This is a genomic window from Dongia sp. agr-C8 (genome assembly GCF_054658695.1).
The window spans coordinates 344,262-365,605 of the sequence record NZ_BAAGHZ010000002.1 but is presented as its reverse complement, the minus strand read 5'-3'; the positions used below and the strand labels follow the sequence as shown (position 1 = coordinate 365,605).

Genomic DNA, 21,344 nt, shown 5'->3' with positions numbered 1-21,344 from the left:
CTGGATTTCGTTGCAGGCCCTGTGCATTCTTTGGGCCCATGAGCCAGCCTGCCACGACCTCGTCCGCGGCCGCCGCATCGGCGTCCAAGGATCCGCTCCTGCAGCCTTTCAAGCTGCGGCATCTCAACTTGAAGAACCGGGTGATCTCGACCTGCCACGAGCCGGCCTATTCCGAGGATGGTCTCCCCAAAGAGCGCTATCGGCTCTATCACGTCGAGAAGGCCAAGGGCGGCTGCGCCATGACCATGATCGGCGGCTCGGCCACGGTGGACGTAGACTCACCGCAGGCCTTCGGCAATCTCCGCGCCGGCACCGACGCGATCATTCCCTGGTTCCGCCAACTCGCCGACGCGGTGCATGAATACGACTGCGCCGTCATGTGCCAGATCACCCATCTCGGGCGTCGCACCAACTGGAACAAGGAGAACTGGCTGCCCGTGGTCTCCGCCTCGGCGGTGCGCGAGCCGGCGCATCGCGCCTTCCCGAAGGTGATGGAAGACTTCGAGATCGAGCGGATCGTCAAGGCCTATGGCGCCGGCGCAAGGCGGTGCCGCGAGGGCGGGCTGGACGGTGTGGAGATCGAATCCTACGGCCATCTGTTCGACGCCTTCCTCTCGCCCGCGACCAACAAGCGCGAGGACAATTACGGCGGCAGCCTCGAGAACCGCATGCGCTTCCCGCTGGCGGTGCTGCAGGAGATCCGCCGCCAGGCCGGATCGGATTTCATCCTCGGCGTCCGCATGGTGATCGACGAGGACGATCTGGAAGACGGCATCAAGTTCGACGAGGGGCTGGAGATCGCCCGGCGCTTCCAGGATGCGGGCCTGATCGATTTCGTCAACGTGATCAAGGGCCATATCGAGAGCGACGAGGCGATCAGCCATGTCATCCCGGTGATGGGCACGCCGGCGGCGCCGCATCTCGAGATGGTGAAGCGGGTGAAGGAGCAGCTCAACGTGCCGGTCCTGCATGCGGCGCGGATCGCCGACGTGGCGACGGCGCGGCATGCGGTTTCCAGCGGCGCGGTCGATCTGATCGGCATGACCCGCGCGCATATGGCGGACCCACATATCGTCGCCAAGGTGATGCGCGGCGAGGAGACGCGGATCCGCCCCTGCGTCGGCGCCGGCTATTGCATCGACCGGCTCTACCAGGGCGGCGAGGCCTTGTGCCTGCACAACGCGGCCACCGGGCGCGAGCAGACCATGCCGCATGTGATCGCACCGGCGGCGCAGAAGAAGCGCGTGGTGGTGGTCGGCGCAGGCCCGGCGGGACTGGAAGCCGCGCGGGTTTCGGCGTCGCGCGGACACCAGGTGACCTTGTTCGAGGCGGCGCAGAAGCCCGGCGGGCAGGTGCTGATCGCCGCCAAGGCGCCGCGGCGCAAGGAGATCGTCGGCATCATCGACTGGCTGGTCGCGGAGGTGGAGCAGCTCGGTGTCGATCTCAAGACCGGCGTCTTTGCCGAACCCTCCGATGTCCAGGCACTCAACCCCGACATCGTGGTGATCGCAACCGGCGGCGTGCCCAATCCGGGATTCTTCCCCGGTGCCGACGACCTCGCCACCACGACTTGGGATGTCCTGAGCGGCCAGGTCGCGGTCGGCGACAACGTGCTGTTCTATGACGACGAGGGCGGCACCGAGGCCTTGTCCTCGGCGGACTTCATCGCCGGCAAGGCCAAAGCCCTTGAGATCGTGACGCCGGAACGCGTGTTGGGCGTCGATGTCGGCGGCTTGAACTACCCGGCTTTCTACAAGGCCTTCTACCAGGCCAAGGTCACGCAGACCTTGAACCTGCGCCTGAAGGGCTTGCGCCGCGACGGCAACCAGATCGTGGCCAGCTTCCACAACGCCTATGACAAGTCGACCGTGGAGCGGCGGGTCGACCAGGTGATCGCCTGCCACGGCGCGCTGCCGGCGGATGAGCTCTATTTCGGCTTGAAGGACGGATCGCGCAATCGCGGCGAGATCGACCAGGCCGCGCTCATAGAATGCAAGCCGCAGGAGATCGCCAGCAACTCCAGCGGCTCGTACCAGCTGTTCCGGGTCGGCGACGCGGTCGCCAGCCGCAACATCCATGCGGCGATTTATGATTCGCTGAGATTGTGCAGCGTATTCTAAGCGGCTGCCATACATACTCCGTCGTCATCCTGGCGCTAGGCGCCGGGATCCACGCCTTGGGGCTTGAAGAAAGCAAGGCGTGGATCCCGGGACCAAGTCCCGGGATGACGGAGTTTGGGAGGCGATGGAGCTTGATTTGAAGCGGCGTTAAGCCCGCAGCTCGCGCAGGAACCCTTCCACCTGGGTCTTCAGCACCGCGCCGTTCTGCGAGAGCTTCTCGGCGGAGGTGAGCACCAGGCCGGCGGCGTCGCCGGTCTGGGCCGCGACCTGGGTCACGCTGGCGATGTTGGAGCTGACCGTGACGGTGCTGTCGGCCGCCTGCTGGATGCTGCGGGAGATTTCCTGGGTGGCCGCACCCTGCTCCTCGACGGCGGAGGCGATCGTGGTCGAGATCTCGTTCACCCGGTTGATGGTGGCGCTGATCTCCTGGATCGCGGCGGCGGAACCCGCGGTGGCGTCCTGGATGGCGCGGATCTGGGTGGCGATCTCATCGGTCGCCCTCGCGGTCTGGGTGGCCAGCGTCTTCACCTCGGAGGCGACCACGGCGAAGCCCTTGCCGGCCTCGCCGGCCCGGGCGGCCTCGATCGTGGCGTTGAGCGCCAAGAGGTTGGTCTGGCTGGCGATGTCGTTGATCAGCCGCACCACGTCGCCGATTTTCTGCGCGGCTTCGGAGAGGCCCTGGACCTGCGCGGTGGTCTGATCGGCCTGGCTGACCGCGGTGCCGACGATGCGGGTCGATTCCTGCACCTGGCTGCCGATCTCGCGGATCGAGGAGGAAAGCTCCTCGGTCGCCGCGGCGACGGTCTGCACGCTGCTGGTGGTGTGGTCGGAGGCCGTGGCCACGGAGGCCGACTGGCGCGAAGCTTCCTCGGCATTGTTGGCCATGGCGCGGGCGGTCTTCTGCAGCTCGGTCGCGGAACTCCCGACCTCGCCGACGATGCCGCCGACGGTCGCCTCGAAACGCTGCGCCAGGGCCAGCATATGCTCGCGGCGCTGGGCATCGGCCTGCAGCTTGGACGTCTCCTGCTCGGCGCGGAGGCGTTCGGTCTCGATCATGCTGTCCTTGAAGACCTGGACCGATTTCGCCATGGCGCCGATCTCGTCCTGGCGCGCGCGATAGGGCACTTCGGTATCGGCGCGGCCGGCCCCCAGCGCCTCCAGCGCCGAACGGATACGAGCGAGCGGGCCGAGCAGCCAGCGGGTGGTGAAGAAGGCAGCGAGCCCGAGCACGACCAGCAGGATCGCGGCGGCGATGCCAGCGCTCCACAGCATGCGGTCGACGACCGCGAAGAACTCGGACTTCTTCACGCCGACATAGAGGATGCCGATGGTCTTGCCGTCCTTATCCTTGATCGGGTCGTAGCCGGTGAAATAGATCTCGCCCAGGATCGGCACCTGGCCGCGGAACGGCTTGCCCTGCCCGAGGACGCTCTCATGGGCGGCATTCTTGGCGAGCTTGGTGCCGACCGCGCGGCCCGATCCGTCGGGCTTCATCACGTTGGTGGCGATGCGGGTGTCGCCCATGAAGATGGTGGCGGTGCCGCCGGCGATGGCCTTGATCTCATCGACCAGCGCGTCATTGCCGTTCAACAGCACGTCGCCGGCATACATCTTGTCGCCATCGATCCGGAAGTCGGTGCCCGCCGTGTTCAGCACCTGCCAGGCGACCTTCATGCTGGTCTCCTGCTTGTCCTCCGTCTGGCGCTCCATCTCGGCGGCGACCAGACGGTAGATGACCGCGACCAGGATGATGCTCATGAGGATGAGTCCGGCCAGGTTGGCGGCGGTCATGCGGGTGGCGATCGACAGTCGACCGAACGAAAGGCGGCGAAGCATTTCGGAAGAAACCTTCTCAGAAAGGATGGGACGGATGGGTTGACGCAGCATAATGAGCGGGGGGTTAACAGCCGATTACCTATCCGGATATGCAAGGAGGTCGCTTTGTCAGGGTTCTCCCGACGCCATTCCGCTTAATGAAATCCTGGGCTACTGTCTCGTGGAACGATAATAGGGAGCCGAATCATGGACTTCATCAACCCGAGCAGCATCACCGCGCCGGCCTCGAACTACAGCCAGGGAGTGTTGGTTTCGGCCGGCGGGCGGCGGCTGCTCATTTCCGGCCAGATCGGCATGACCAAGGAAGGCATTGTCCTGGACGGCATGGAGGCCCAGCTGCGCCAGACCTGGAAGAACCTGATCGAGGTGCTGAAGGCCGGCGGCATGGCCCATACCGACCTCGTCAAGGTGACGAGCTTCGTCACCGATCGTTCGGCGGTCGGGCTGGTGCGGCAGATCCGCGACGAGTTCATGGCCGGCCACCGCCCGGCCTCGACCTTCCTGGTGGTCGCCGGCCTCGCCATGCCGGAGCTGCTCTGCGAGATCGAGGCGGAGGCGGTGAAGGCTTAGTCACGATGCCCGTCTCACACTCAGCCGTCATCCCGCGACTAGGTCGCCGGATCCACGCCTTGGCTGCGACACGAGAGAAAGGCGTGGATCCCGGGACCAAGTCCCGGGATGACGGAGTAAGAATACATGGCTGAGTTCGATCTTGAAGCTTACCTGAATCGCATCGGCTATGCCGGCCCGCGCGAGGCAACGCTGGAGACCCTACGCGGCCTCCACCGCGCGCATCTCTACAGCGTGCCGTTCGAGAACCTGGACGTGGTGCTGAAGCGCCCGATCCAGCTCGATCCGGCGTCGCTCATACAGAAGATCGTCGCCGGGCGGCGCGGCGGCTATTGCTTCGAGAGCAACGCGCTCTTCATGTACGCGCTGCAGGCGCTGGGCTTCACGGTGACGCCGCTCGCCGCGCGGGTGCTCTGGGAGCGCAAGGATCCCAGCTTGCCGCCGCGCAGCCACATGCTGCTGATGGTCGATCTCGAGGCGGGCCTCTATCTCGCTGACGTCGCCTTCGGCGGCCAGACGCCGCCCCAGCCGCTGAGCTTCGCCGTCAATCTTGAGCAGGCGACCACCCACGAGCCCTATCGCCTGCGCCGCACCGCCGACGGCGAGCTGGAGCTGGAAGCATGGATGGCCGGGCAGTGGGGCGTGCTCTACCGCTTCACCCTGCATCCCCTGCTGCCGGTCGATTTCGAGCATGCCAACTGGTACACCGCGACCCATCCGAGCTCGTTCTTCGCCAACAACGTGATTGCCGCGATCCCCGGCGAAGCCTGCCGCTACACCTTGTTCAACAAGGAGTTCCGCACGCGCAAGCCGGATGGGACGGTAGAGACGGTGTTGCTGGAAGACGCGCAGGCGCTGGCGGCGGCGTTGCGGGAGAGGTTCGGGATCTCGGTTTCGGACGCAGACGCGACCGTGCTGGCTGCGCTCGGTTAGCCTGCCCGCCGCAGCGCCATCTCGCAAGCGGTCGTGTTCCCCAATGGCTGCGCATTCTTGATCGCCGGCGGGGCGACTTCGGCATAGGCGTCGGCGCCGATATGGCGCTTGAAGGCGTCGAGGCCGAAGGTCCAGGGCTCGTCCACCTCGTATGACCCGGGCAAGGCCTGGTCGCGGTAGGGACCGATCTTGAAATAGCTCGTCGGCTCCGCCTGGGCGTAGCCGATCGCGATCGGCTTGCGCATATCCGGCTGGCGCGGCACCGCCTGGTCGTCGAACCAGAAGTCGAGCCGGCTCTTGACCGCATCCTTCGGCATGATCTTGGCGTGGAGCACGATGTTGTGCCAGCGGCCGACCGCGTCGGCGCGCCGGAGCTGGACGATCGCGATATGCTGCTTGTGGGTCTCGCCGTCATTGCCGGGCGTCACGCTGAAGCAGAGCAGGCTCTCGCCGCCGGCGCTCTTGATCTCGCGCAGCCGCAGCGCCACGACCGGGTTGCCGCTTCGGTAGCCGGGCGTCGCCGCCGCGTGGCCCGGCGGGATGATGCCTGCGCTCGGCTGCTTGATCTGGGCGAGGATCAGGCGGCGGTCGATCGGCGGCAGGTCAGGCGGCAGGTAGAGCGCGAAGCCGTACCAGAGGTCCGGGCCGATGCCGAGGATGGCATGGCCGGGCTCCATCAGCTCGGCGCGTTCGGAGCAGCGGTCGCTCTCCGCGCCTTCCGCTTCCTTGTCGCCGTGATGCACGGTGAGAAGCAAGGCCTGCCGGCCTTCCGTCGCGGTGCTGCGCGTATAGGCGTGGCTGCCGGCAAGGATGTGCTTCAGCGACCAGTTGCGGGAAAGCGGGCCGTCCTCGAAACCGTCTTCCAGCGCGCTGGTGGACTGGGTCGCGTAGTTGACCGCAACGATCTCCTGCGGCGCCGGCGCGCAAGGCCCCGCGGCCGCCGGACTGCAGATCAGCAAAGCCGCGGCAAGCCCGGCAGCCGCCGTGACGACGGCCCAGTACCCATGCATCATCCAGGGCGAAGCTTTCCGCATGATCCCCCGCAGCTCTCGGGGACCTGTTCTACGCCGCCCGCCCCGGGGATCAAGGGACAACGCAACCGGGGAGGGTGGCGGGCGTCACACCTTCACGTATTTCCGCCAGGAATGCTGCGGCCGGAAGCCGAGCAGGTCGCGCGCCTTGCGGTTGGAGAACAGGCATTCATACTTGCCGAGCTTATGCTTCACCTTGACCTTCGGGTAGAAGCGCTTCAGCAACTCGGCAGTCGGCAGGTCCGACGAGCAGTCGTCGTTGCCGACGTTGAACGCCTGGTAGCCGAGCCCATCCTTCTCCAGGCAGAGCCGGGTCATCTCGCCGAGATCGCGGGCATCGATGTAGGACCACATGATCCGTTTGCGGCCGGAGGGATCTTTGAAGAACTTCGGGAAGTTCTGCTGATACTCATGCGGCTCGATCACGTTGCCGATGCGGAGCGCATAGATGTCGTAGCCGCTCCTGGTCGCGAAGGCCCGCGCGGTCTGCTCGTTGACGATCTTCGACAGCGCGTAGCTGTCCATCGGGTTGACGTCGTATTCCTCGTCGAGCGGCAGGTAGTCGGGGTCCTTCGGCTCGTTGGCGAAGACCAGGCCGTAGGTGGTCTCGGAGGAGGCGACGATGATCTTGCGGATGCCGAGCTTGGTCGCGGCCTCGATCACGTTGTAGGTGCCGAGCGCGTTGACGCGGAAGACCTCGTTGTCCGGCGTGATCATGATCCGCGGGATCGCCGCGAAATGCACCACGGCATCGACCTGCTGCGGCCGCAGCGAGGGATCGAACTCGTGCAGGCCCATGTAGCTCGAGAGCGCGTTGAACACCTGGCCGGAATCGGTGATGTCGGTGATGAGGGTGCGGACCTTGGGATTGTCCAGCGGCTTCGAATCGAGGTTCAGCACCTGGTAGCCGCTGTCCACCAGATACTGCACGACATGCTTGCCGGCCTTGCCGCTGCCGCCGGTGAACATCACGCGCCCGGCCGGCCGCGTGCTCGCTCGCTTCGCCATGGGATTGCCCCTGTCCTAATGTTTGATTGAGTGCAAAAGGTGCGGGAAGTCTAGCGGGTGAAATTTCCGCCGTCATCCCGGCACTTGGTGCCGGGATCCACGCCTTTTTTCGCACCCCAGGCGTGAATCCCGCGACCTGGCCGCGGGATGACAGGGGAAAGCGCCTTAAGCCTCGGCCTTCTTGATGTCGATGCTGTCCACGCGGTCGGGATAGAAGGCGACATGGCCGGCGATCTCGGATACGGCGTCGAAGGGGTTCTCGTAGCACCAGACCGCGTTCTCCGCGATCCGGTCGCCCAGCTTGATGCTGAAATAGGAGGCGTCGCCCTTGTAGGGGCAATGGGTCTTGTGGCTGGTGGGGGTCAGCAACTCCATCCGCACATCGCGCTTCGGGATGTATTGCACCGGCGGATATTGCGCTTCGCGGAGGGTGAGGGCATTGGCGGAATCGGCGATGGTCCGGCCGGCGAACTTCACCGCGACCTTGTCCAGGCTCGGCTGGATGGCGATCGGATGGTCGGGGCCGGGGATCTTGCCTTGTGTCTTTTGGGCGGCAGCGCTCATCGGGGTTCTCCCTAGGGGGGTCATCCAGATATAGGGCGTCGATCCGGCCTCGCCAGACTCGCCGAATCCCCGAGGAATCAACGGTTTTGCGGCATCGGATCGCAGGCGGTCCGGCTTGACAGGGGCAGGCCCGGTGGCGATGGTTCCCAGCCTTTCCCGCCCGGATCAAAGAGCATGGCCGACCAAAGTTCCGCACAACCGATTCTCTCCCCAGGGCAGACCACGGGCGAGGGCCAGCCGGGGCTGAAGCTCGGGTCGGAGGAGCACAAGCGGGTCTTCTGCCGCATGCTGCTCGACACCCATGATCCCTATAGGCCCGCGGTCATCCCCTGGCCGAAGCTGGAAGAAGCGGCGTTCAAACGGCTGACCGGCCTGCCGATCTGGAACATCGCGGTGCAGATCGAGGGCCGCGCCTCGATCGCGGTCCGGACCTATGGCGAGCAGGTGGCCGATCCGCTGCTCAAGGAAGCCATCCTGATGGACGGCGGCGAGGAGGCGCGGCACAAGGACGTGCTGTCCAAGATGGTCGCCTTCTACGGCATCACGCTGGATCCCGAGCCGCCCTATCCGGCGCCCAAGGATGCGGAATGGGCGTTCATGACCACCGGCTACGCGGAGTGCATCGACAGCTTCTTCGCCTTCGGCCTGTTCGACGTGGCGCGGCGCTCGGGTTTCTTCCCGGAAGAGCTGGTCGAGACCTTCGAGCCGGTGATCCAGGAGGAGGCGCGGCACATCCTGTTCTTCGTGAACTGGCTGGCCTGGCATCGGCGGCAGCTCGCCTGGCCGGCGCGGCTCTGGTTCAACCTGCGCTGCTTCGCCTGCTTCCTCGGTCGCATCAAGGGCCGGCTCGACACCGCGCGCGCGGTCAAGGGCAGCCAGGGCGACAAGAAGCAGGACAAGAACTTCACCGCCACCACCAGCAAGGCGCTGGCGGTCGATATGAAGGTGCCCGACCTGATGCGGCTCTGCCTCGCCGAGAACGACCGGCGGATGGCGAAGTATGACAACCGGCTGCTCCGCCCGGTTCTGGTGCCGAGCCTGGTCAAGCTGGCGCTGCGCTTCCTCTAGCCATCTTGCGCCGCAGCAAATTAAATCGATTTCCAACGGCGAATTTCCCGGTTAGCGTCTGTTCGAACGGTCCCGCCTGAGGGCCGACGAAGGTGCACCTATAAAGATTCCGGGGGGAGGACGCCGGCTGCATGCCCGACCGTCCATTGATTCTGATCGATCCGCTGCCGCGGACGCTCGACGTCATCTGCGCGCCGGAGGTGCGCCGGCGGCTCGACGCCCTGGGGCGGCTGGTCATCTCCGAGGACAAGCCGATGGCAGCGGCCGAGGTCGACCGGCTCTTGCCGGAGGCCGAGATCCTGATCGGCCAGACCGACATGCCGAAGGCCCGGCTGGACCGCGCGCCGAAGCTGAAGGCCATCTTCAACGTCGAGACCAACTTCCTGCCCAACATCGACTATCGCGAGGCCCAGGCCCGCGGCATCTGGGTCTTGAGCCCGACCTCCTCCTTTGCCTCAGCGGTCGCAGAATCCGCGCTGGCGATGGCGATCGATCTCGCGCGGGGCATCACCGCGGCGGACCGCGATTTCCGCGCCGGACGGGAGCGCTACGGGCTCGCGGCCAATGCCGAGAGCTTCATGTTCGCCGGCGCTCCGGTCGGCATCGTCGGCTATGGCGATCTCGGGCGCGCCTTGCGCGCGCTGCTGGTGCCGTTCCGCAACTCGGTCCAGGTCTATGACCCCTGGCTGCCGGAAGACGTGATCCGCGCCGCGGACTGCGCGCCGGCCGGCCTCGACGAGCTGCTCGCGACCGCGCGGGTGGTGTTCTGCTTTGCCAGCGTCACCACCGAGAACCAGGGCTTCATCGGCCGGCGCGAGTTCGCGCGGATGCAGCCGGGCGCCTGCTTCCTGCTGATGAGTCGCGCCGCGGTGGTGGATTTCCCGGCCTTCCTCGACGCGGTGCGGTCCGGGCATGTTCGCGCCGCGACCGATGTCTTCCCCGTGGAACCCGTGGCCCAGGACGACCCGGTGCGGCAGATCGAAGGGCTGCTGCTCTCGGCGCACCGCACCGGCGGGATGAAGGAAGCGCTGCACCAGATCGGGCGGATGACGGTGGCCGATGCCGAGCTGATCCTCAGAGGCCTGCCGCCGGTGATGTGCCGGCGCGCCGATCCCGCCATTGCTGCACGGCTGCGCAGCATGCCGGTGGCGACGACCTGAGCATGTCCCCGCGCAAGCGCAACGAGGTGAAGAAGACCCGCGTGCCCACGATCCAGGACGTGGCGCGGCTGGCCAAGGTGGCGCCGGCGACGGTCTCCAATGTCCTCAACGGCACGCGGCCGGTGGCGGAGATCCGCAAGGAGCGGGTGCTGGCCGCGGTGAAGCAACTCGGCTACCGGCCGAATGCGCTGGCGGCCAGCCTCCGGCGCAAGGAGACCCGCACCATCGGCGTGGTGGTGCCGGAGATCACCAACCCCTTCTTCGCCGCCTTCGTGCATCGCATCGAGGAGCTGGCGGGCGACAGCGACTACCAGATCCTGCTGGCGAGCTCCAACGAGGATCCGAAACTGGAGGCGGCGCGGATCCGCACCCTGCTCGACCGCCGGATCGACGGTCTGATCGTGGCGCCGTCGCGCGACGAGGTCGAGGCGGTCAGCCACCCGATCGGCAACCTGCCGCCGACCGTGCTGGTCGACCGCGGCTTCGGCCTCGCCGGCTTCGACACGATCGCCGCCGACAACGTCGACGCCGCCTATCGCGGCTGCAAGCACCTGCTGGAGCTCGGCCATCGCGACATCGCCATGATCGTGATGGACGCGAAGCTCGCCAACTTCAAGGACCGCATCGCCGGCTATCGCCGCGCGCTGGACGAGGCGGGCGTCGCCCGGCGCGCGCGGGTGGTGACCGGCGGGCACGACGTCGAATCCTGCCGCGCCGCGGTCGAGCGCGAATTGCGCCGCCCCAACCGCCCGACCGCGATCTTCGCCGCGAACTATGCGGCGACGCTCGGCACGGTGCGGGCCATGCGCGCGGTCGGGTTGGAGTTCCCGGAGGACATCTCGCTGCTCGGCATCGACGATTCCGACTGGATGGCGGTGCTGCACCCCTATATCAGCGCCGTCGCCCAGCCGGTCGAGGAAATGGCGACCGAAGCCTGGCGCCTCCTACTGCAGCGCCTCGCCGGCGGTCATGCGAAGTCCGCGCGCATCCGGCTGCATTGCACGCTGCATGTGCGGGAATCGACGCGGGCGGTGAAGTAGTCTCGTCATGCCCGGGCTTGACCCGGGCATCTCGCGCCGACGGCACTAGATCGCCGGGTCAAGCCCGGCGATGACGGTCTGGAGAGACTAAGGCGCGATCGGCGCTTCTTCGGTGATCGCCCGGGTGCGGCTGATGCCGAGCTGGCAGATGCGTTCCAGCAGTTGCCAATACTTGATGCCGTCATGGGCGGCCGCTCTCGCGAATTCCTCGATCTTGGCGATCTCGGGGTTGGGGTTGGCTTCGATGAAATAGGGCGTGCCGTCCTCGGCGAGGCGGAAGTCGATGCGGGAATAGCCGTCCAGCTCGAGTGTGCGGCAGATGCGCTTGGCGAGGCGCTGGATACGCGCCACGGTCTCGGGCGAGAGCCCCTTGGCCGGGCCTTCGGTCACGTTGTGGCGCTGCTGGTATTCGAGGTCGTGCTTCACCGCGGCGGTGGCGATGCGCTTGCCGTCCTCCTGGGCATCGCCGAAGTTCAGTTCCCAGACCGGCAGCACGCGCAGGCGCTCGTTGCCGATCACGCCGACATAGATCTCGCGGCCGTCGATATACTGCTCGATCAGGGCATCGGTGCCGATCTTGTCGTGGATGAAGGTGACGCGCTCCTTCAGCTTCTCCTCGTCGTTCACCAGCGAGGCCTTGGCGATGCCGTAGGAAGCATCCTCGGTCGCGCTCTTCACGATCAGGGGGAAGGTGAGCTTCGCCGGGCGCTGGATCTTGCGGCCGATCGGAATCACGGTGAAGGCCGGCGTCGGCACGCGGTGGTAGGAGGTGAGCTTCTTGGAGAGGGCCTTGCCGCGGGCCAGCATCAGGCCGCGCGGGTTGCAGCCGGTATAGGGCAGGCGCAGGAGCTCGAGGAAGCTCGCCACGTTCTGGTCGTAGGTCGCCTGGCCGTGGAATTCCTCCAGCAGGTTGAAGACCACATGCGGCGTCCAGCCCTCGATCGCGTCGCGGATCGGCTTCAACTCGTCCTTCAAGCCCAGCGGGCGCACGTCATGGCCGCGCCATTTAAGGGTCGAGATCACGTCGTATTCGGTTTTGAAGACGTGGATCTCCTTGTCGGAATAGCCCTTCAACGACTCCGGCGGCACCAGCTCGGGGTGCACCAGGACCAGAATGCGGAGCGGCCTTAGAGAGCGAACCATCGGCGTGACGGGCTGTAGAGGGATTGCACGGTCTTCGCGGTCAGCAGCACGGTGAAGTCCACCATCATGCGCCGTTCCGAGCCCGGCGCGCGCAGTTTCAGCGCGCGGCAGCGGGCGATCATCTCATCGAGGAGCGCGTCGAGGGTCAGCTGATACTGTCCCGTCCACTTGGCGACCATGCGGCGGATCTCCGGCCCATTCTCGCGCAGGAAGGTTGACGCTTTCTTAGCGTTGCGGTGCCGCGGCTGGTCGGAGAAGATCCGCTTCAGGTCGCGGTCATGCACCGTCGGCGGGCGGGTCATGTAGCGCGCCTGCTTCTGCTCGTAGTATTCGCCGAGGGTGAATTTGAGCCTGCTGACCGGATCGACGAAGGCGCGGGTGACGAGGCGGGGCTTGGCATCGCCGATCTCCGCCATCAGCTCGTCCACGTATTCGAGCTTCTTCAGGGCGCCCCAGCCGGCATAGCGCTTGCGCCATTTGTGCTTGGGGCCCATCCAGACCGCGAAGGTCTCGGCGAAATCCTCGTCGGGATGGCTCTGCGCGTACCAGAGGCGCAGATGCTGCACGTAATTGCGGCTGCCGGGATTGGGCCGGTAGTAGTCGGGGTAGGTCTCCGACGACTTGCCGAACAGCTTCTGCCACTGGCGTCGGCGCTGCAGCTGGTAGGCATGCTGCATCACATGCCCGGTCTCGTGGCGGAGGATCGCCATACATTCGGCGCGGGAACCGCCCTCGACGTCGATGATCTTCTTGCGCTCCAGACGCATCAGGCGCGGATGGGCCAGGTAGAAAGGCACGGCGATTCCCGGCGAGGCCTCGGAGCTGAACCACTCGTCGCTGAGCCAGGCATGGGGCCGGATCCGGATCCCGCGCTTCTCCAGCTCGACATGCAGGTCGTGCAGGCATTCCTCGAGCCACGTCCCTTCGAGCGTGAGCTTGAGGTCCTTGACCTTCAGTTTGAGGAGCTTTTCGTCGGGCAGCCTGGCCCAGGCGAAACGACGCGACATCGAGATTCCCGGCTGTTCCGGCGGTGGATTTTGCTTGGGCGGATCGTGTCATGGGGCGGGGCGGGAGGCAAGGCGCCCGCGCGTCCGGAGCGTGTGGCCAGGGCGGCCCGGCCGCCTTAGACTGCCGGAAAGGGCGCTTCAGGGAGCAAAGTCATGGGCATTCAGACCCGCGAGCCGGCGCGCGATCCACAGGATCTGGAGCGCCTGCTGGTCGCCCGACAGAACCAGGGCGACGTCGAGGGCATGGTCGCGCTGTTCGAGCCCGACGCCATCGTCGACGTGGCCGAGGGAGACAAGACCGAGACCCGGCTGATCCGCGGGCATGCGGAAATCCGCGCCTTCTTCGTCGAGCTTTGCGCCTCCGGCCGCAAGTTTCGGATGGGCCGGCAGGCGCCGGCGGTGGTCAACGGCGACCTGGCGCTGACCGGGACCCGGATGGCGGACGGCAAGATGACCGCCGAGGTGGCCCGCCGCCAGAGCGACGGCACCTGGCTCTGGACCATCGACAAGTATCTGCATTGGTGAGGACTGGATCTCAAGAGAGCTTCTTCGCCTTCGGAACGGGCAACTCTTCGATTTGGCCCCAAGATTCGACCCAAGCAATGGCTTCATCGAGCGGCACACCCATACCGCTTGCGACGTCTTCCCTGGCAATTTCGTCGAGCCTAGCCTCTTCCTTAGGTGAACGCTTCCTCATGGCTACCCCTCCACCGGGATATAGAAATCCAGCACCGAGCCCGCTTTCTCCGGGTTGAAGCGTTCGCCGTAGACTTCGAGGTCGATGCCGCCGGTGGGCTTACAGCCAGAGTTGGGCAGTCCCTCGGTGAAGATGTATTTCATCGCCGCCCGCATCTGCGGGTGGATCTCGCCGGCGGCCAAGGTGATGCGGAAGACGGCATAGGTCTGGGCCGGGACCTGCATCAAGGTGAGTGCCGCGGGCGGCTTCTTGCCGGGCGCGATCTCGGCGGCGGCCATATAGCTGAAGCTGCCTTCTTCCGCGTTGTTGCCGTAGCAGAGGCCGTAGCAGACGGGTGAGGTCTGGCCGTCGAACGGCATCAGTTCCCGCAGCCTCGGCCAGATCGCCGGGATCGCCGCCATGTTGTCCTTACTGATCCGCTCGGAAAAGCCGGCGACCACGAAGGCGTCCTTGCGGGTGACGCCGTCGAGCCGGGTGACGTTGGGTTTCACGGCGGGGATCTGGTTCATGGCTTTCTCCATGGCTGCGGCCTGGTAGCGGATGGGGTTGCGCTTGTAGCGGCCCGGCGTCACGCCGAAGACCTGCGCGAAGGCGCGGGTGAAGGCTTCCTGGGATTCGAAGCCGCAATCGAGGGCGAGGTCGATCAGGGCCGGCGCCTCGAAGTCATCGTCGACGCCGGGATTGCAGCCGAGCCGCGCGGCCGCCCGCAGCATGCGGCGGCGGCGCACATAGGCCATGACACTCTCGCCGATCCGCGCGGTGAAGAGGCGCGAGAAATGGAACGGCGACAGGCCCGCGACATCGGCCAGCGCGGCGACGCTCAAGGGCTCGAACAGGTTTCGCTCGATATGTGCCAGCACCTGCTCCAGCGGATCGCTGGCGCTTGGCGGCGGCGCGCAGGCTTCGGTGGGGAGAGGCTTCAGCTTCATGGCGCAAAGCTTGGCGCATTCCCGCGCCGCTGTCTTGATCGCGCTTGCTGCCCGATCTAGGCGGGCTTGAGCGGAGTGATGCCGTATTTCTCCGCCAGCGCGGCGAGCTTTTCGGCGATACCGGGATGGAGGGTGACGCCGTCGCGCTCCGCATGGCGCTTCTTCGCCAGGGCCAGCTGGCCGGGCAGGCGCACGGGATTCTTGGGATCGCGCGGCTTGGCGGCGAGGCAGAGATCGGCGGTGAAGTCCATCTGCCGGCGGAAGGCGTCCTCGCCGGCGAAACGCGAGGGCGCGATCGCCAGCACCGTCACCGCCGCGCCCCAATCGGTCGGCTTGTCGGCCCGGCCGTAGCCGCCGAGGCCCTGGGTCAACGCTTCGACCAGCAGCCCCAGGCCGAAACCCTTATGGCCGTGGTCCTGGCCGCCGACATGCAGCAGCGTGCCGCCATGGGCGACCACGTTCGGGTCGTCGGTGAGCTTGCCTTCGGCATCCTGCAGCCAGAGGCCGCCGAGCTTGCGGCCCTCGGTCTTCGAGCGGCCGACCATGCCGAGCGTGGTGATCGAGGTCGAGACGTCGATCAAGATCGGATCGGGGCGGCGCGGGATGCCGGCGGCGATCGGGTCCGGCATCAGCACCGGGGTCAGGCCGCCATGGGGCGCCACCTTGGATTCGCCGGGATCGGAGGAGAGCACCAGGATCAGAGTGCCGTTCCGCGCCGGCTCCTCCAGGAAGGCGGCGAGGCAGGCGATGTGGTGGCTGCGCCGCAGCGTGATTGCCGCGAGGCCGAACTTCCCGGCGCGCGCGACCGCTTCGGTCACGGCGAGCTCGGTGGTCCAGAGGCCGGGCAGGCGGCGGGCATCCCAGCAGGCGGCGGCGCCGTGGTCGGCGACCACGTCCGGCCGGCCCGAGACTGCCATGCTGCCGCTCTCGATTTCCTCGATGTAGCCGGGGAGCTGCGCGAGGCCGTGCGTGGTGTGGCCGTAGAGATCGCCTTCGACCAGCCCGCGCGCCGTCGATGCGGCAGGCTCTTCCGGCATGCCGGCTTTGATGAGGATGGCGGTGGCGTAGGCGCGCAGGGCGGCGGGGCTGTAGCGCGGGGTCATTTCATTCCTTTGGGTGCTTCAATTCAATTTTCCTCTCACGCATTCCTTCGCACCGAGATGTGCCACGGTATCAGCAACCGTTCGGCCGCGGTCACGAGACCGAACATCAAGAGGCCCAGCAGGGTCAACAGGAAGATGCCGGCGAAGGCGAGGTCGGGGCGCATGTTGCCGGTCGAGATCTGGATGTAGAAGCCGAGACCCTGATCCGAGCCGATGAACTCGGCGATGGTCGCGCCGACCGTGGCGTTGAGCGCCGCGTATTTGAAGCCGACGAAGCATTGCGGCATCGCCGCCGGGAGCCGCACCTTCCAGAACACCCGCGCCCAGTTGGCGCCGGTCGCGCGGCTGAAGCGCTCCAGTTCCTCGGACAAGGAGCTGAAGGCGAGGATCGCGTTCAGCACGATCGGGAAGAAGCAGACCAGGAAGACGATGATCACCTTCGGCAAGAGACCGAAGCCGAGCCAGGAGATGAACAGCGGCGCGAAGGCGATCTTCGGCGTCATCTCGATCGAGACGAAGAAGGGATAGATGGTCCGCCGCAGGATGCTGGAGAAGGCGATGGCGAGGCCGAGCGGCACCGCGATCGAGATCGCGATGCCATAGCCGAGGATCGCCTCCAGGCCGGTGACATAGGTGTATTCCAGCAGCCGGGGGAGATCGGCGCGGCTCGCCAGGAGGATCTCGCTCGGCTTGTTCAGGATGTAGCGGGGGACCTGGAAGAGATCGATCGACACTTCCCAGAACAGGAAGAAGCCGATGAAGAACAGCACGAACATCCAGGATTTCGCCGCCCAGCGCGAGAGCGGGGCGAACCATTTCGGGCCGAGGCCGGTAGGCTCAGAGGATGCCGAAGCCATGGAAGATCCCCTGGATGTCGGCGACATAGTTGGCGAATTTGGCCGAGCGCTTGACCTCGAGGTCGCGCGGCCAGGGGAGATCGATGTCGATCACCCGGTCGATCCTTCCCGGCCGCGGCGTCACCACGCAGACCCGGGATGAAAGCTGCACCGCCTCCTCGATCGAATGGGTGACGAAGACGACGGTCGGCCGCTTCTGCATCCAGAGCGCCTGCAGGTCGCTGCGGATGCTTTCGCGGGTCATGGCGTCGAGCTTGCCCAGGGGCTCGTCGAGCAGCACAGTCTTAGGGTCATGCACCAACGCCTGGCAGAAGGCGGCGCGCTGCTGCATGCCGCCGGAGAGCTCATGCGGCATGCGATGCGCGAAACCTTCCAGGCGGACGGATTTCAGCAGCTCGTCGATCCGCGCCTTGTGCGCCTTTGGATCGAGGCCGCGCAGCTCCAACTGCAGCGCGATGTTGCCTTCCACGGCGCGCCAGGGCACCAGGGTGTTGTCCTGGAACATGATGCCGATATCGGTGCGCGGCGCGTCGACGACCTCGCCATTGACCCGGATCTCGCCCTCGGTGGCGTCGAGCAGTCCGGCGATCATCAGCATGAGCGTGGACTTGCCGCAGCCCGAGGGCCCGAGCAGGGAGATGAACTCGCCGCTCTCGATCGCGAGGTCGACCGGGCCGAAGGCATGGACCGCATCGGCGCCGAGGCCGAAGGTCTTCGAGACGGAGGTGAGTTGGACGGCGGCGGTCATGGGCGCGAGCAGAGCATAAAAATGCCCCGGGAGCACGTGTCCCCCGGGGCTTCCTTCAACGTGAAGCTTACTTCGGCAGGAAGTCGTTGGTGTAGAAGGCCGTGGCCGGCTGGTCGGTCTTCAGGTCGTTGTATTTCTTCATCAGGTTCAGCATGTCGTCCCAGTCGGAGGCGACGTTCAGACCCAGCACCTTGTCCTTGTTGGCCTTGGAGTAGAGCACGCCGATGGTGACGTCGAGCACCTCGCGGGCCTGGGCCTTGCCGGCATCTTCCGCCATGGTGCCGCCGACGATGTCGGCCATCGAGGCGATCGCCGCATCCGGGTTGGCCGCGGTCTCCTTGTAGGCCTTCACCGTCGCGGCCATGAAGCGCTTCACCAGGTCCGGGTTCTTGGCGATCGTGTCCTTGGTGGTCACGATGCAATAGCCGACCTGGTTCACGCCGTAATCGGAATAGGGGAAGGTGACCGGGGCCGCACCGCCGTTGGCCTTGATCTCCGCCGGTTTGTCGTCGAGGCCGCCGAGGATGCCGACCGCGCCGCCGGCCTTCTGCAGATAGGAGGAGACCAGCGCGCCGTCCGGCACGTTGGTGATCTTCACGTCGCCTTCGGCGAGGCCGGCATTCTTCAGCACCAGCGGGAAGAAGGTGTTCACGCCCGCGTTCGCCGTGGTCAAGAGCGCCTTGCCCTTCAAATCCTTGATGTCCTTCACGCCGGCATCGGGCTGCACGATGATCGCCTCGGTGCCCATGGCGTCGATCACGCCGACCGAGACCAGCGGCGCGCCCTGCGCCGCGAGGTTGGTCATCGAGGCGCAGGAGCCGTAAGAGAAGGTGCTGTCGCCGTTGGCGACCAGGCGATGCGCCGAGCCCGAGCCATTGCCCGACCGGATGTCGAGATCGATGCCCTGCTCCTTGTAATAGCCCTTGTCCTTGCCATAGGCGAAGCCGGCATGGGAGCCGTAATACATCCAGTTCAGGCGCAGCCGCACCGCATCATCGGCCGAGGCGACGCTGGCCGCAAAACCGAGCCCCGCCGCGATCACGCCGGCGCCGAGGATCACATTCCGCATTCTGCTCATTTCCCGCACTCCCTCTCTTTGTCACGTTCTTCCTGCGGCGCGGACACGCTTCTCCCTTCGCAGAACCTCGCGTTCTGCGGCGTCTCCGGCTCGTGGTGTTTCATTCGATGTCGTCGGCGCGCCCCTGTCTTTCCGGCTTCAGGCGCACCATCACGCAGCCATCCTGTGCCGCCCCCTGTCATGTATATTGATTTTAACAGACCAATACTTGACGATGACGGACAGCGCACAAACGCCTGTCGGGAGGCGAGATTGGCTTCGAAGACAACAGTAACGAAATCCGGGGAAGAACTGCCGTCCTTCAATTTCATCCTGCAGCCGGAGTTTCCGGTGAATGCGCTGATCCTCGCGACCGAGGCCCTGCGCATCGCCAACCAGAACAGCGGGCGCGACCTGTTTCGCTGGCGCATCGTTTCGGAAGACGGCGCCGCGGTGCGCGGCTCGAACGGGATGTGGATCCCGGCCGATTGCGACCTGCCGTCGATGCCGCGCGCGATGTTCACCTTGTTGTTCGAAGGCAATCTCCCGACCCAGCGCAATTCGCCGAAGTTGCTCAATCAGCTGCGTGCGGCGGCGCGGTTCGGCGGCAGCGTCGGCGGCGTCGATACCGGCAGCTTCGCGCTGGCGCAGGCGGGTCTGATCGGCGAGCGCGAGACGGTACTGCATTGGGAGGCGACCCCGACCTTCCACGAGCGCTTTCCGGAAACCAAGACCCGCAACCAGATCTATCTGATCGACGGCAAGCGCATCGCCTGCGCTGGCGGCGTCGCGACCTTGGACATGATGCTGGAGCTGATCGGCCGGCTGTACGACCCGGCGCTTGCCAATGAGGTCGCCGATGCGCTGGTGCATACGCCGCGGCCGGCGCAGACCGTGCAGCGCCTGGGCGACGCGGCGGGGCCGAAGCAGGCGCTTTCGGACCGGATCGTCGCGGTGATGGAGAGCAATCTCGACTTTCCGCTGGACCTCGATGGCATCGCCGCCAAGCTCGGCGTCTCCAGCCGCACCGTGGTCCGCGAATGCCGCCGGAGCTTCGGCGAGACGCCGATGCGGCTCTATCTGCGGATCCGCCTGCAGGCGGCGCGCAACATCCTCTTCTATGAGGAATTCAGCATCAAGGACGTGGCGGTCGCCTGCGGCTTCTCCTATCCCGCGGTGTTCAGCCGCGCCTTCCGCGCCCAGTTCAAGCAGACGCCCCGCGCCTTCCGCGCCAGCTTCCGCGCCAAGCAGAAGGCGGCGGTGCGGCCCGACATCCGGCGGCTCTCGGTCGAAGCCGCGACGCGCGCCTGATCGATAAGGGACGGGTCATGCAGTTCTCTCGCTTCGGCCGCAGCGCGTACCGATATCTCTGCGCCGGCTTGGGCCTGGTTTGCGGGGCCGGCGCCGCAACCGCCGAGCCGGCGATGTGGGTGGTGAAGGATGCCGACAGTACCGTCTACCTGCTGGGCACGATCCATGTGATGAAGCCGGGGGTGAACTGGCGCTCGGAAAAGCTCGATGCGGCGCTGAAGAGCAGCAGCGAGTATTGGATGGAGATCGATCTCCAGGCCGATCCGGCTGTCGTGCAGACCTATCTGCTCAACTTCGGCATGGATTCCCGGAAACCGCTGGCGAACGCGGTGGGGGAGGCGAATTTCGAGAAACTCGTCGCGCTGGCGGAACGCTACGACATTCCGACCCGCGACCTGCACCAGATGCGGCCCTGGCTCGCGAGCATGGTGCTGACGCAAGCGCAGGTCGCCAGCATCGGCTATGACCCGGCGCTGGGGATCGATCAGACCTTGCAAAGGGAGGCGGTGGCGGCCGGCAAGGCCGTCAGGCCGTTCGAGACCGCGTCCGAGCAGCTCGGCTATCTCGCCGAAATGCCCGACAGGATCGCGGCGGAGATGCTGGTCCAGACCCTGAACGAAGTCGGCGAGGGCGAGAATGTCATCGACGCGTTGCAGGCGGCCTGGCTCGCCGGCGACGTGAAGCAGCTGGAACGGATCAGCACCGATCGCATGCGCCAGGAGGCGCCGGAACTCTTCGATGCGATGATCCTGCAGCGCAACAACAACTGGGTGAAGCAGATCGAGGTGATGATGACGGGCTCCGGCACCCAGTTCATCGCGGTCGGCGCCGGCCATCTCGTCGGCAAGGACAGTCTGCCCGACCAGCTCGCCCGGCGTGGCTATAAAGTGCAGCGCTATTGAACGGTTTGCTTGCGGCGACTCACGCGGCGTCTTATCATCGCACCCATGAGGGGGCTTCGATTCTTCGTTTGTGCGCTGGTTGCCGCGGTCTTCGGCGCGGTGACTTTTGCCGGCATCGGTGCGACCGGGCTGACCGGGGCGGCCGATCCGACCGGAGGACTTTGGTCCAACCTGGTGATCTATCCCGCGGTCATCCTGATGGGCTGCTTCGGGTTCTGGATCATTTTCTCCGCCACCGATCCCGGCGCCGAGAAGTAGCC

Annotated in this window: 22 protein-coding genes; 10 read left to right on the top strand and 12 right to left on the bottom strand. The window is 66.1% G+C overall.

The window, feature by feature from the left end:
- The first annotated feature begins 38 nt into the window (after nucleotides 1–38).
- Nucleotides 39–2,120, top strand: a complete 2,082-nt coding sequence (locus tag ACYQ4T_RS09205; protein ID WP_459852871.1) for an oxidoreductase — start codon at nucleotides 39–41, stop codon at nucleotides 2,118–2,120.
- Nucleotides 2,121–2,267: 147 nt separating this feature from the next.
- On the opposite strand, the gene ACYQ4T_RS09200 is transcribed toward ACYQ4T_RS09205, so the two are convergent.
- Nucleotides 2,268–3,956, bottom strand: coding sequence for a methyl-accepting chemotaxis protein (locus tag ACYQ4T_RS09200; RefSeq protein WP_459852868.1), 1,689 nt, complete (start codon nucleotides 3,954–3,956; stop codon nucleotides 2,268–2,270).
- Nucleotides 3,957–4,142: 186 nt separating this feature from the next.
- Here ACYQ4T_RS09200 and ACYQ4T_RS09195 point away from each other — a divergent pair, with 186 nt between their 5' ends.
- Together ACYQ4T_RS09195 and ACYQ4T_RS09190 are read left to right on the top strand one after the other, a co-directional pair.
- Nucleotides 4,143–4,526, top strand: a complete 384-nt coding sequence (locus tag ACYQ4T_RS09195) for a RidA family protein (protein ID WP_459852866.1) — start codon at nucleotides 4,143–4,145, stop codon at nucleotides 4,524–4,526.
- A gap of 126 nt (nucleotides 4,527–4,652) precedes the next feature.
- On the top strand, nucleotides 4,653–5,459 hold the full coding sequence (locus ACYQ4T_RS09190) for an arylamine N-acetyltransferase family protein (protein WP_459852863.1): 807 nt from the start codon (nucleotides 4,653–4,655) through the stop codon (nucleotides 5,457–5,459).
- Here the strand turns inward: ACYQ4T_RS09190 and ACYQ4T_RS09185 are convergent.
- From ACYQ4T_RS09185 to ACYQ4T_RS09175, 3 genes are all read right to left on the bottom strand, one after another.
- Entirely contained in the window at nucleotides 5,456–6,493 is a 1,038-nt protein-coding gene (locus ACYQ4T_RS09185; protein ID WP_459852861.1) for a heparin lyase I family protein, read from the bottom strand. The two genes, ACYQ4T_RS09190 and ACYQ4T_RS09185, sit on opposite strands and share 4 nt — an antisense overlap.
- Nucleotides 6,494–6,577: 84 nt before the next feature.
- Nucleotides 6,578–7,498 (bottom strand): NAD-dependent epimerase/dehydratase family protein, encoded by a 921-nt coding sequence (locus ACYQ4T_RS09180; protein WP_459852859.1) that lies wholly within the window; start codon nucleotides 7,496–7,498, stop codon nucleotides 6,578–6,580.
- A 165-nt stretch (nucleotides 7,499–7,663) separates the two neighbouring features.
- The gene (locus tag ACYQ4T_RS09175; protein ID WP_459852857.1) at nucleotides 7,664–8,062 is read right to left on the bottom strand and encodes a DUF427 domain-containing protein; all 399 of its coding nucleotides are present in this window, start codon (nucleotides 8,060–8,062) and stop codon (nucleotides 7,664–7,666) included.
- 174 nt (nucleotides 8,063–8,236) lie between these two features.
- Here ACYQ4T_RS09175 and ACYQ4T_RS09170 point away from each other — a divergent pair, with 174 nt between their 5' ends.
- The 3 genes from ACYQ4T_RS09170 (at nucleotide 8,237) to ACYQ4T_RS09160 (ending at nucleotide 11,330) form a co-directional block, all read left to right on the top strand.
- A complete protein-coding gene (locus ACYQ4T_RS09170) occupies nucleotides 8,237–9,130 on the top strand; it encodes a ferritin-like domain-containing protein (RefSeq protein WP_459852855.1) in 894 nt (297 codons plus the stop codon).
- Between the two features lie 131 nt (nucleotides 9,131–9,261).
- Nucleotides 9,262–10,290, top strand: coding sequence for a hydroxyacid dehydrogenase (locus tag ACYQ4T_RS09165; protein ID WP_459852853.1), 1,029 nt, complete (start codon nucleotides 9,262–9,264; stop codon nucleotides 10,288–10,290).
- Nucleotides 10,291–10,292: 2 nt separating this feature from the next.
- Nucleotides 10,293–11,330, top strand: a complete 1,038-nt coding sequence (locus ACYQ4T_RS09160) for a LacI family DNA-binding transcriptional regulator (RefSeq protein ID WP_459852850.1) — start codon at nucleotides 10,293–10,295, stop codon at nucleotides 11,328–11,330.
- A gap of 87 nt (nucleotides 11,331–11,417) precedes the next feature.
- On the opposite strand, the gene ACYQ4T_RS09155 is transcribed toward ACYQ4T_RS09160, so the two are convergent.
- Together ACYQ4T_RS09155 and ACYQ4T_RS09150 are read right to left on the bottom strand one after the other, a co-directional pair.
- Nucleotides 11,418–12,473 carry a D-alanine--D-alanine ligase family protein gene (locus ACYQ4T_RS09155; RefSeq protein ID WP_459852847.1) on the bottom strand — a complete coding sequence of 352 codons (1,056 nt, stop codon included), beginning with the start codon at nucleotides 12,471–12,473 and terminating at the stop codon, nucleotides 11,418–11,420.
- Nucleotides 12,458–13,480: a putative zinc-binding metallopeptidase gene (locus ACYQ4T_RS09150; RefSeq protein WP_459852845.1), complete on the bottom strand. Its 1,023-nt coding sequence runs from the start codon at nucleotides 13,478–13,480 to the stop codon at nucleotides 12,458–12,460. The genes ACYQ4T_RS09155 and ACYQ4T_RS09150 overlap by 16 nt, the downstream gene beginning before the upstream one ends.
- 153 nt (nucleotides 13,481–13,633) lie before the next feature.
- On the opposite strand from ACYQ4T_RS09150, the gene ACYQ4T_RS09145 reads away from it, so the two are divergent.
- Nucleotides 13,634–14,005, top strand: coding sequence for a YybH family protein (locus ACYQ4T_RS09145; RefSeq protein ID WP_459852843.1), 372 nt, complete (start codon nucleotides 13,634–13,636; stop codon nucleotides 14,003–14,005).
- A gap of 10 nt (nucleotides 14,006–14,015) precedes the next feature.
- Here ACYQ4T_RS09145 and ACYQ4T_RS09140 read toward each other — a convergent pair whose 3' ends face one another.
- From ACYQ4T_RS09140 to ACYQ4T_RS09115, 6 genes are all read right to left on the bottom strand, one after another.
- Nucleotides 14,016–14,177 (bottom strand): hypothetical protein, encoded by a 162-nt coding sequence (locus ACYQ4T_RS09140; RefSeq protein ID WP_459852840.1) that lies wholly within the window; start codon nucleotides 14,175–14,177, stop codon nucleotides 14,016–14,018.
- Nucleotides 14,178–14,179: 2 nt separating this feature from the next.
- The gene (locus ACYQ4T_RS09135; RefSeq protein ID WP_459852838.1) at nucleotides 14,180–15,106 is read right to left on the bottom strand and encodes a GyrI-like domain-containing protein; all 927 of its coding nucleotides are present in this window, start codon (nucleotides 15,104–15,106) and stop codon (nucleotides 14,180–14,182) included.
- A 56-nt stretch (nucleotides 15,107–15,162) separates the two neighbouring features.
- A complete protein-coding gene (locus ACYQ4T_RS09130) occupies nucleotides 15,163–16,209 on the bottom strand; it encodes an Ldh family oxidoreductase (protein ID WP_459852836.1) in 1,047 nt (348 codons plus the stop codon).
- 35 nt (nucleotides 16,210–16,244) lie between these two features.
- A complete protein-coding gene (locus ACYQ4T_RS09125; protein ID WP_459852834.1) occupies nucleotides 16,245–17,066 on the bottom strand; it encodes an ABC transporter permease in 822 nt (273 codons plus the stop codon).
- Nucleotides 17,047–17,814 carry an ABC transporter ATP-binding protein gene (locus ACYQ4T_RS09120; RefSeq protein ID WP_459852832.1) on the bottom strand — a complete coding sequence of 256 codons (768 nt, stop codon included), beginning with the start codon at nucleotides 17,812–17,814 and terminating at the stop codon, nucleotides 17,047–17,049. Before ACYQ4T_RS09120 ends, ACYQ4T_RS09125 begins: the two co-directional genes overlap by 20 nt.
- 67 nt (nucleotides 17,815–17,881) lie before the next feature.
- Entirely contained in the window at nucleotides 17,882–18,892 is a 1,011-nt protein-coding gene (locus ACYQ4T_RS09115) for an ABC transporter substrate-binding protein (protein WP_459852830.1), read from the bottom strand.
- 252 nt (nucleotides 18,893–19,144) lie between these two features.
- Between ACYQ4T_RS09115 and ACYQ4T_RS09110 the strand changes: the two genes are divergently transcribed.
- From ACYQ4T_RS09110 to ACYQ4T_RS09100, 3 genes are read left to right on the top strand one after another with little or no spacing between them, the layout of a single operon-like run.
- Nucleotides 19,145–20,182, top strand: coding sequence for a GlxA family transcriptional regulator (locus ACYQ4T_RS09110; protein ID WP_459852828.1), 1,038 nt, complete (start codon nucleotides 19,145–19,147; stop codon nucleotides 20,180–20,182).
- Nucleotides 20,183–20,199: 17 nt separating this feature from the next.
- Nucleotides 20,200–21,084 (top strand): TraB/GumN family protein, encoded by an 885-nt coding sequence (locus ACYQ4T_RS09105; RefSeq protein WP_459852826.1) that lies wholly within the window; start codon nucleotides 20,200–20,202, stop codon nucleotides 21,082–21,084.
- A 45-nt stretch (nucleotides 21,085–21,129) separates the two neighbouring features.
- Nucleotides 21,130–21,342, top strand: a complete 213-nt coding sequence (locus ACYQ4T_RS09100; RefSeq protein WP_459852823.1) for a hypothetical protein — start codon at nucleotides 21,130–21,132, stop codon at nucleotides 21,340–21,342.
- Nucleotides 21,343–21,344 lie beyond the last annotated feature (2 nt).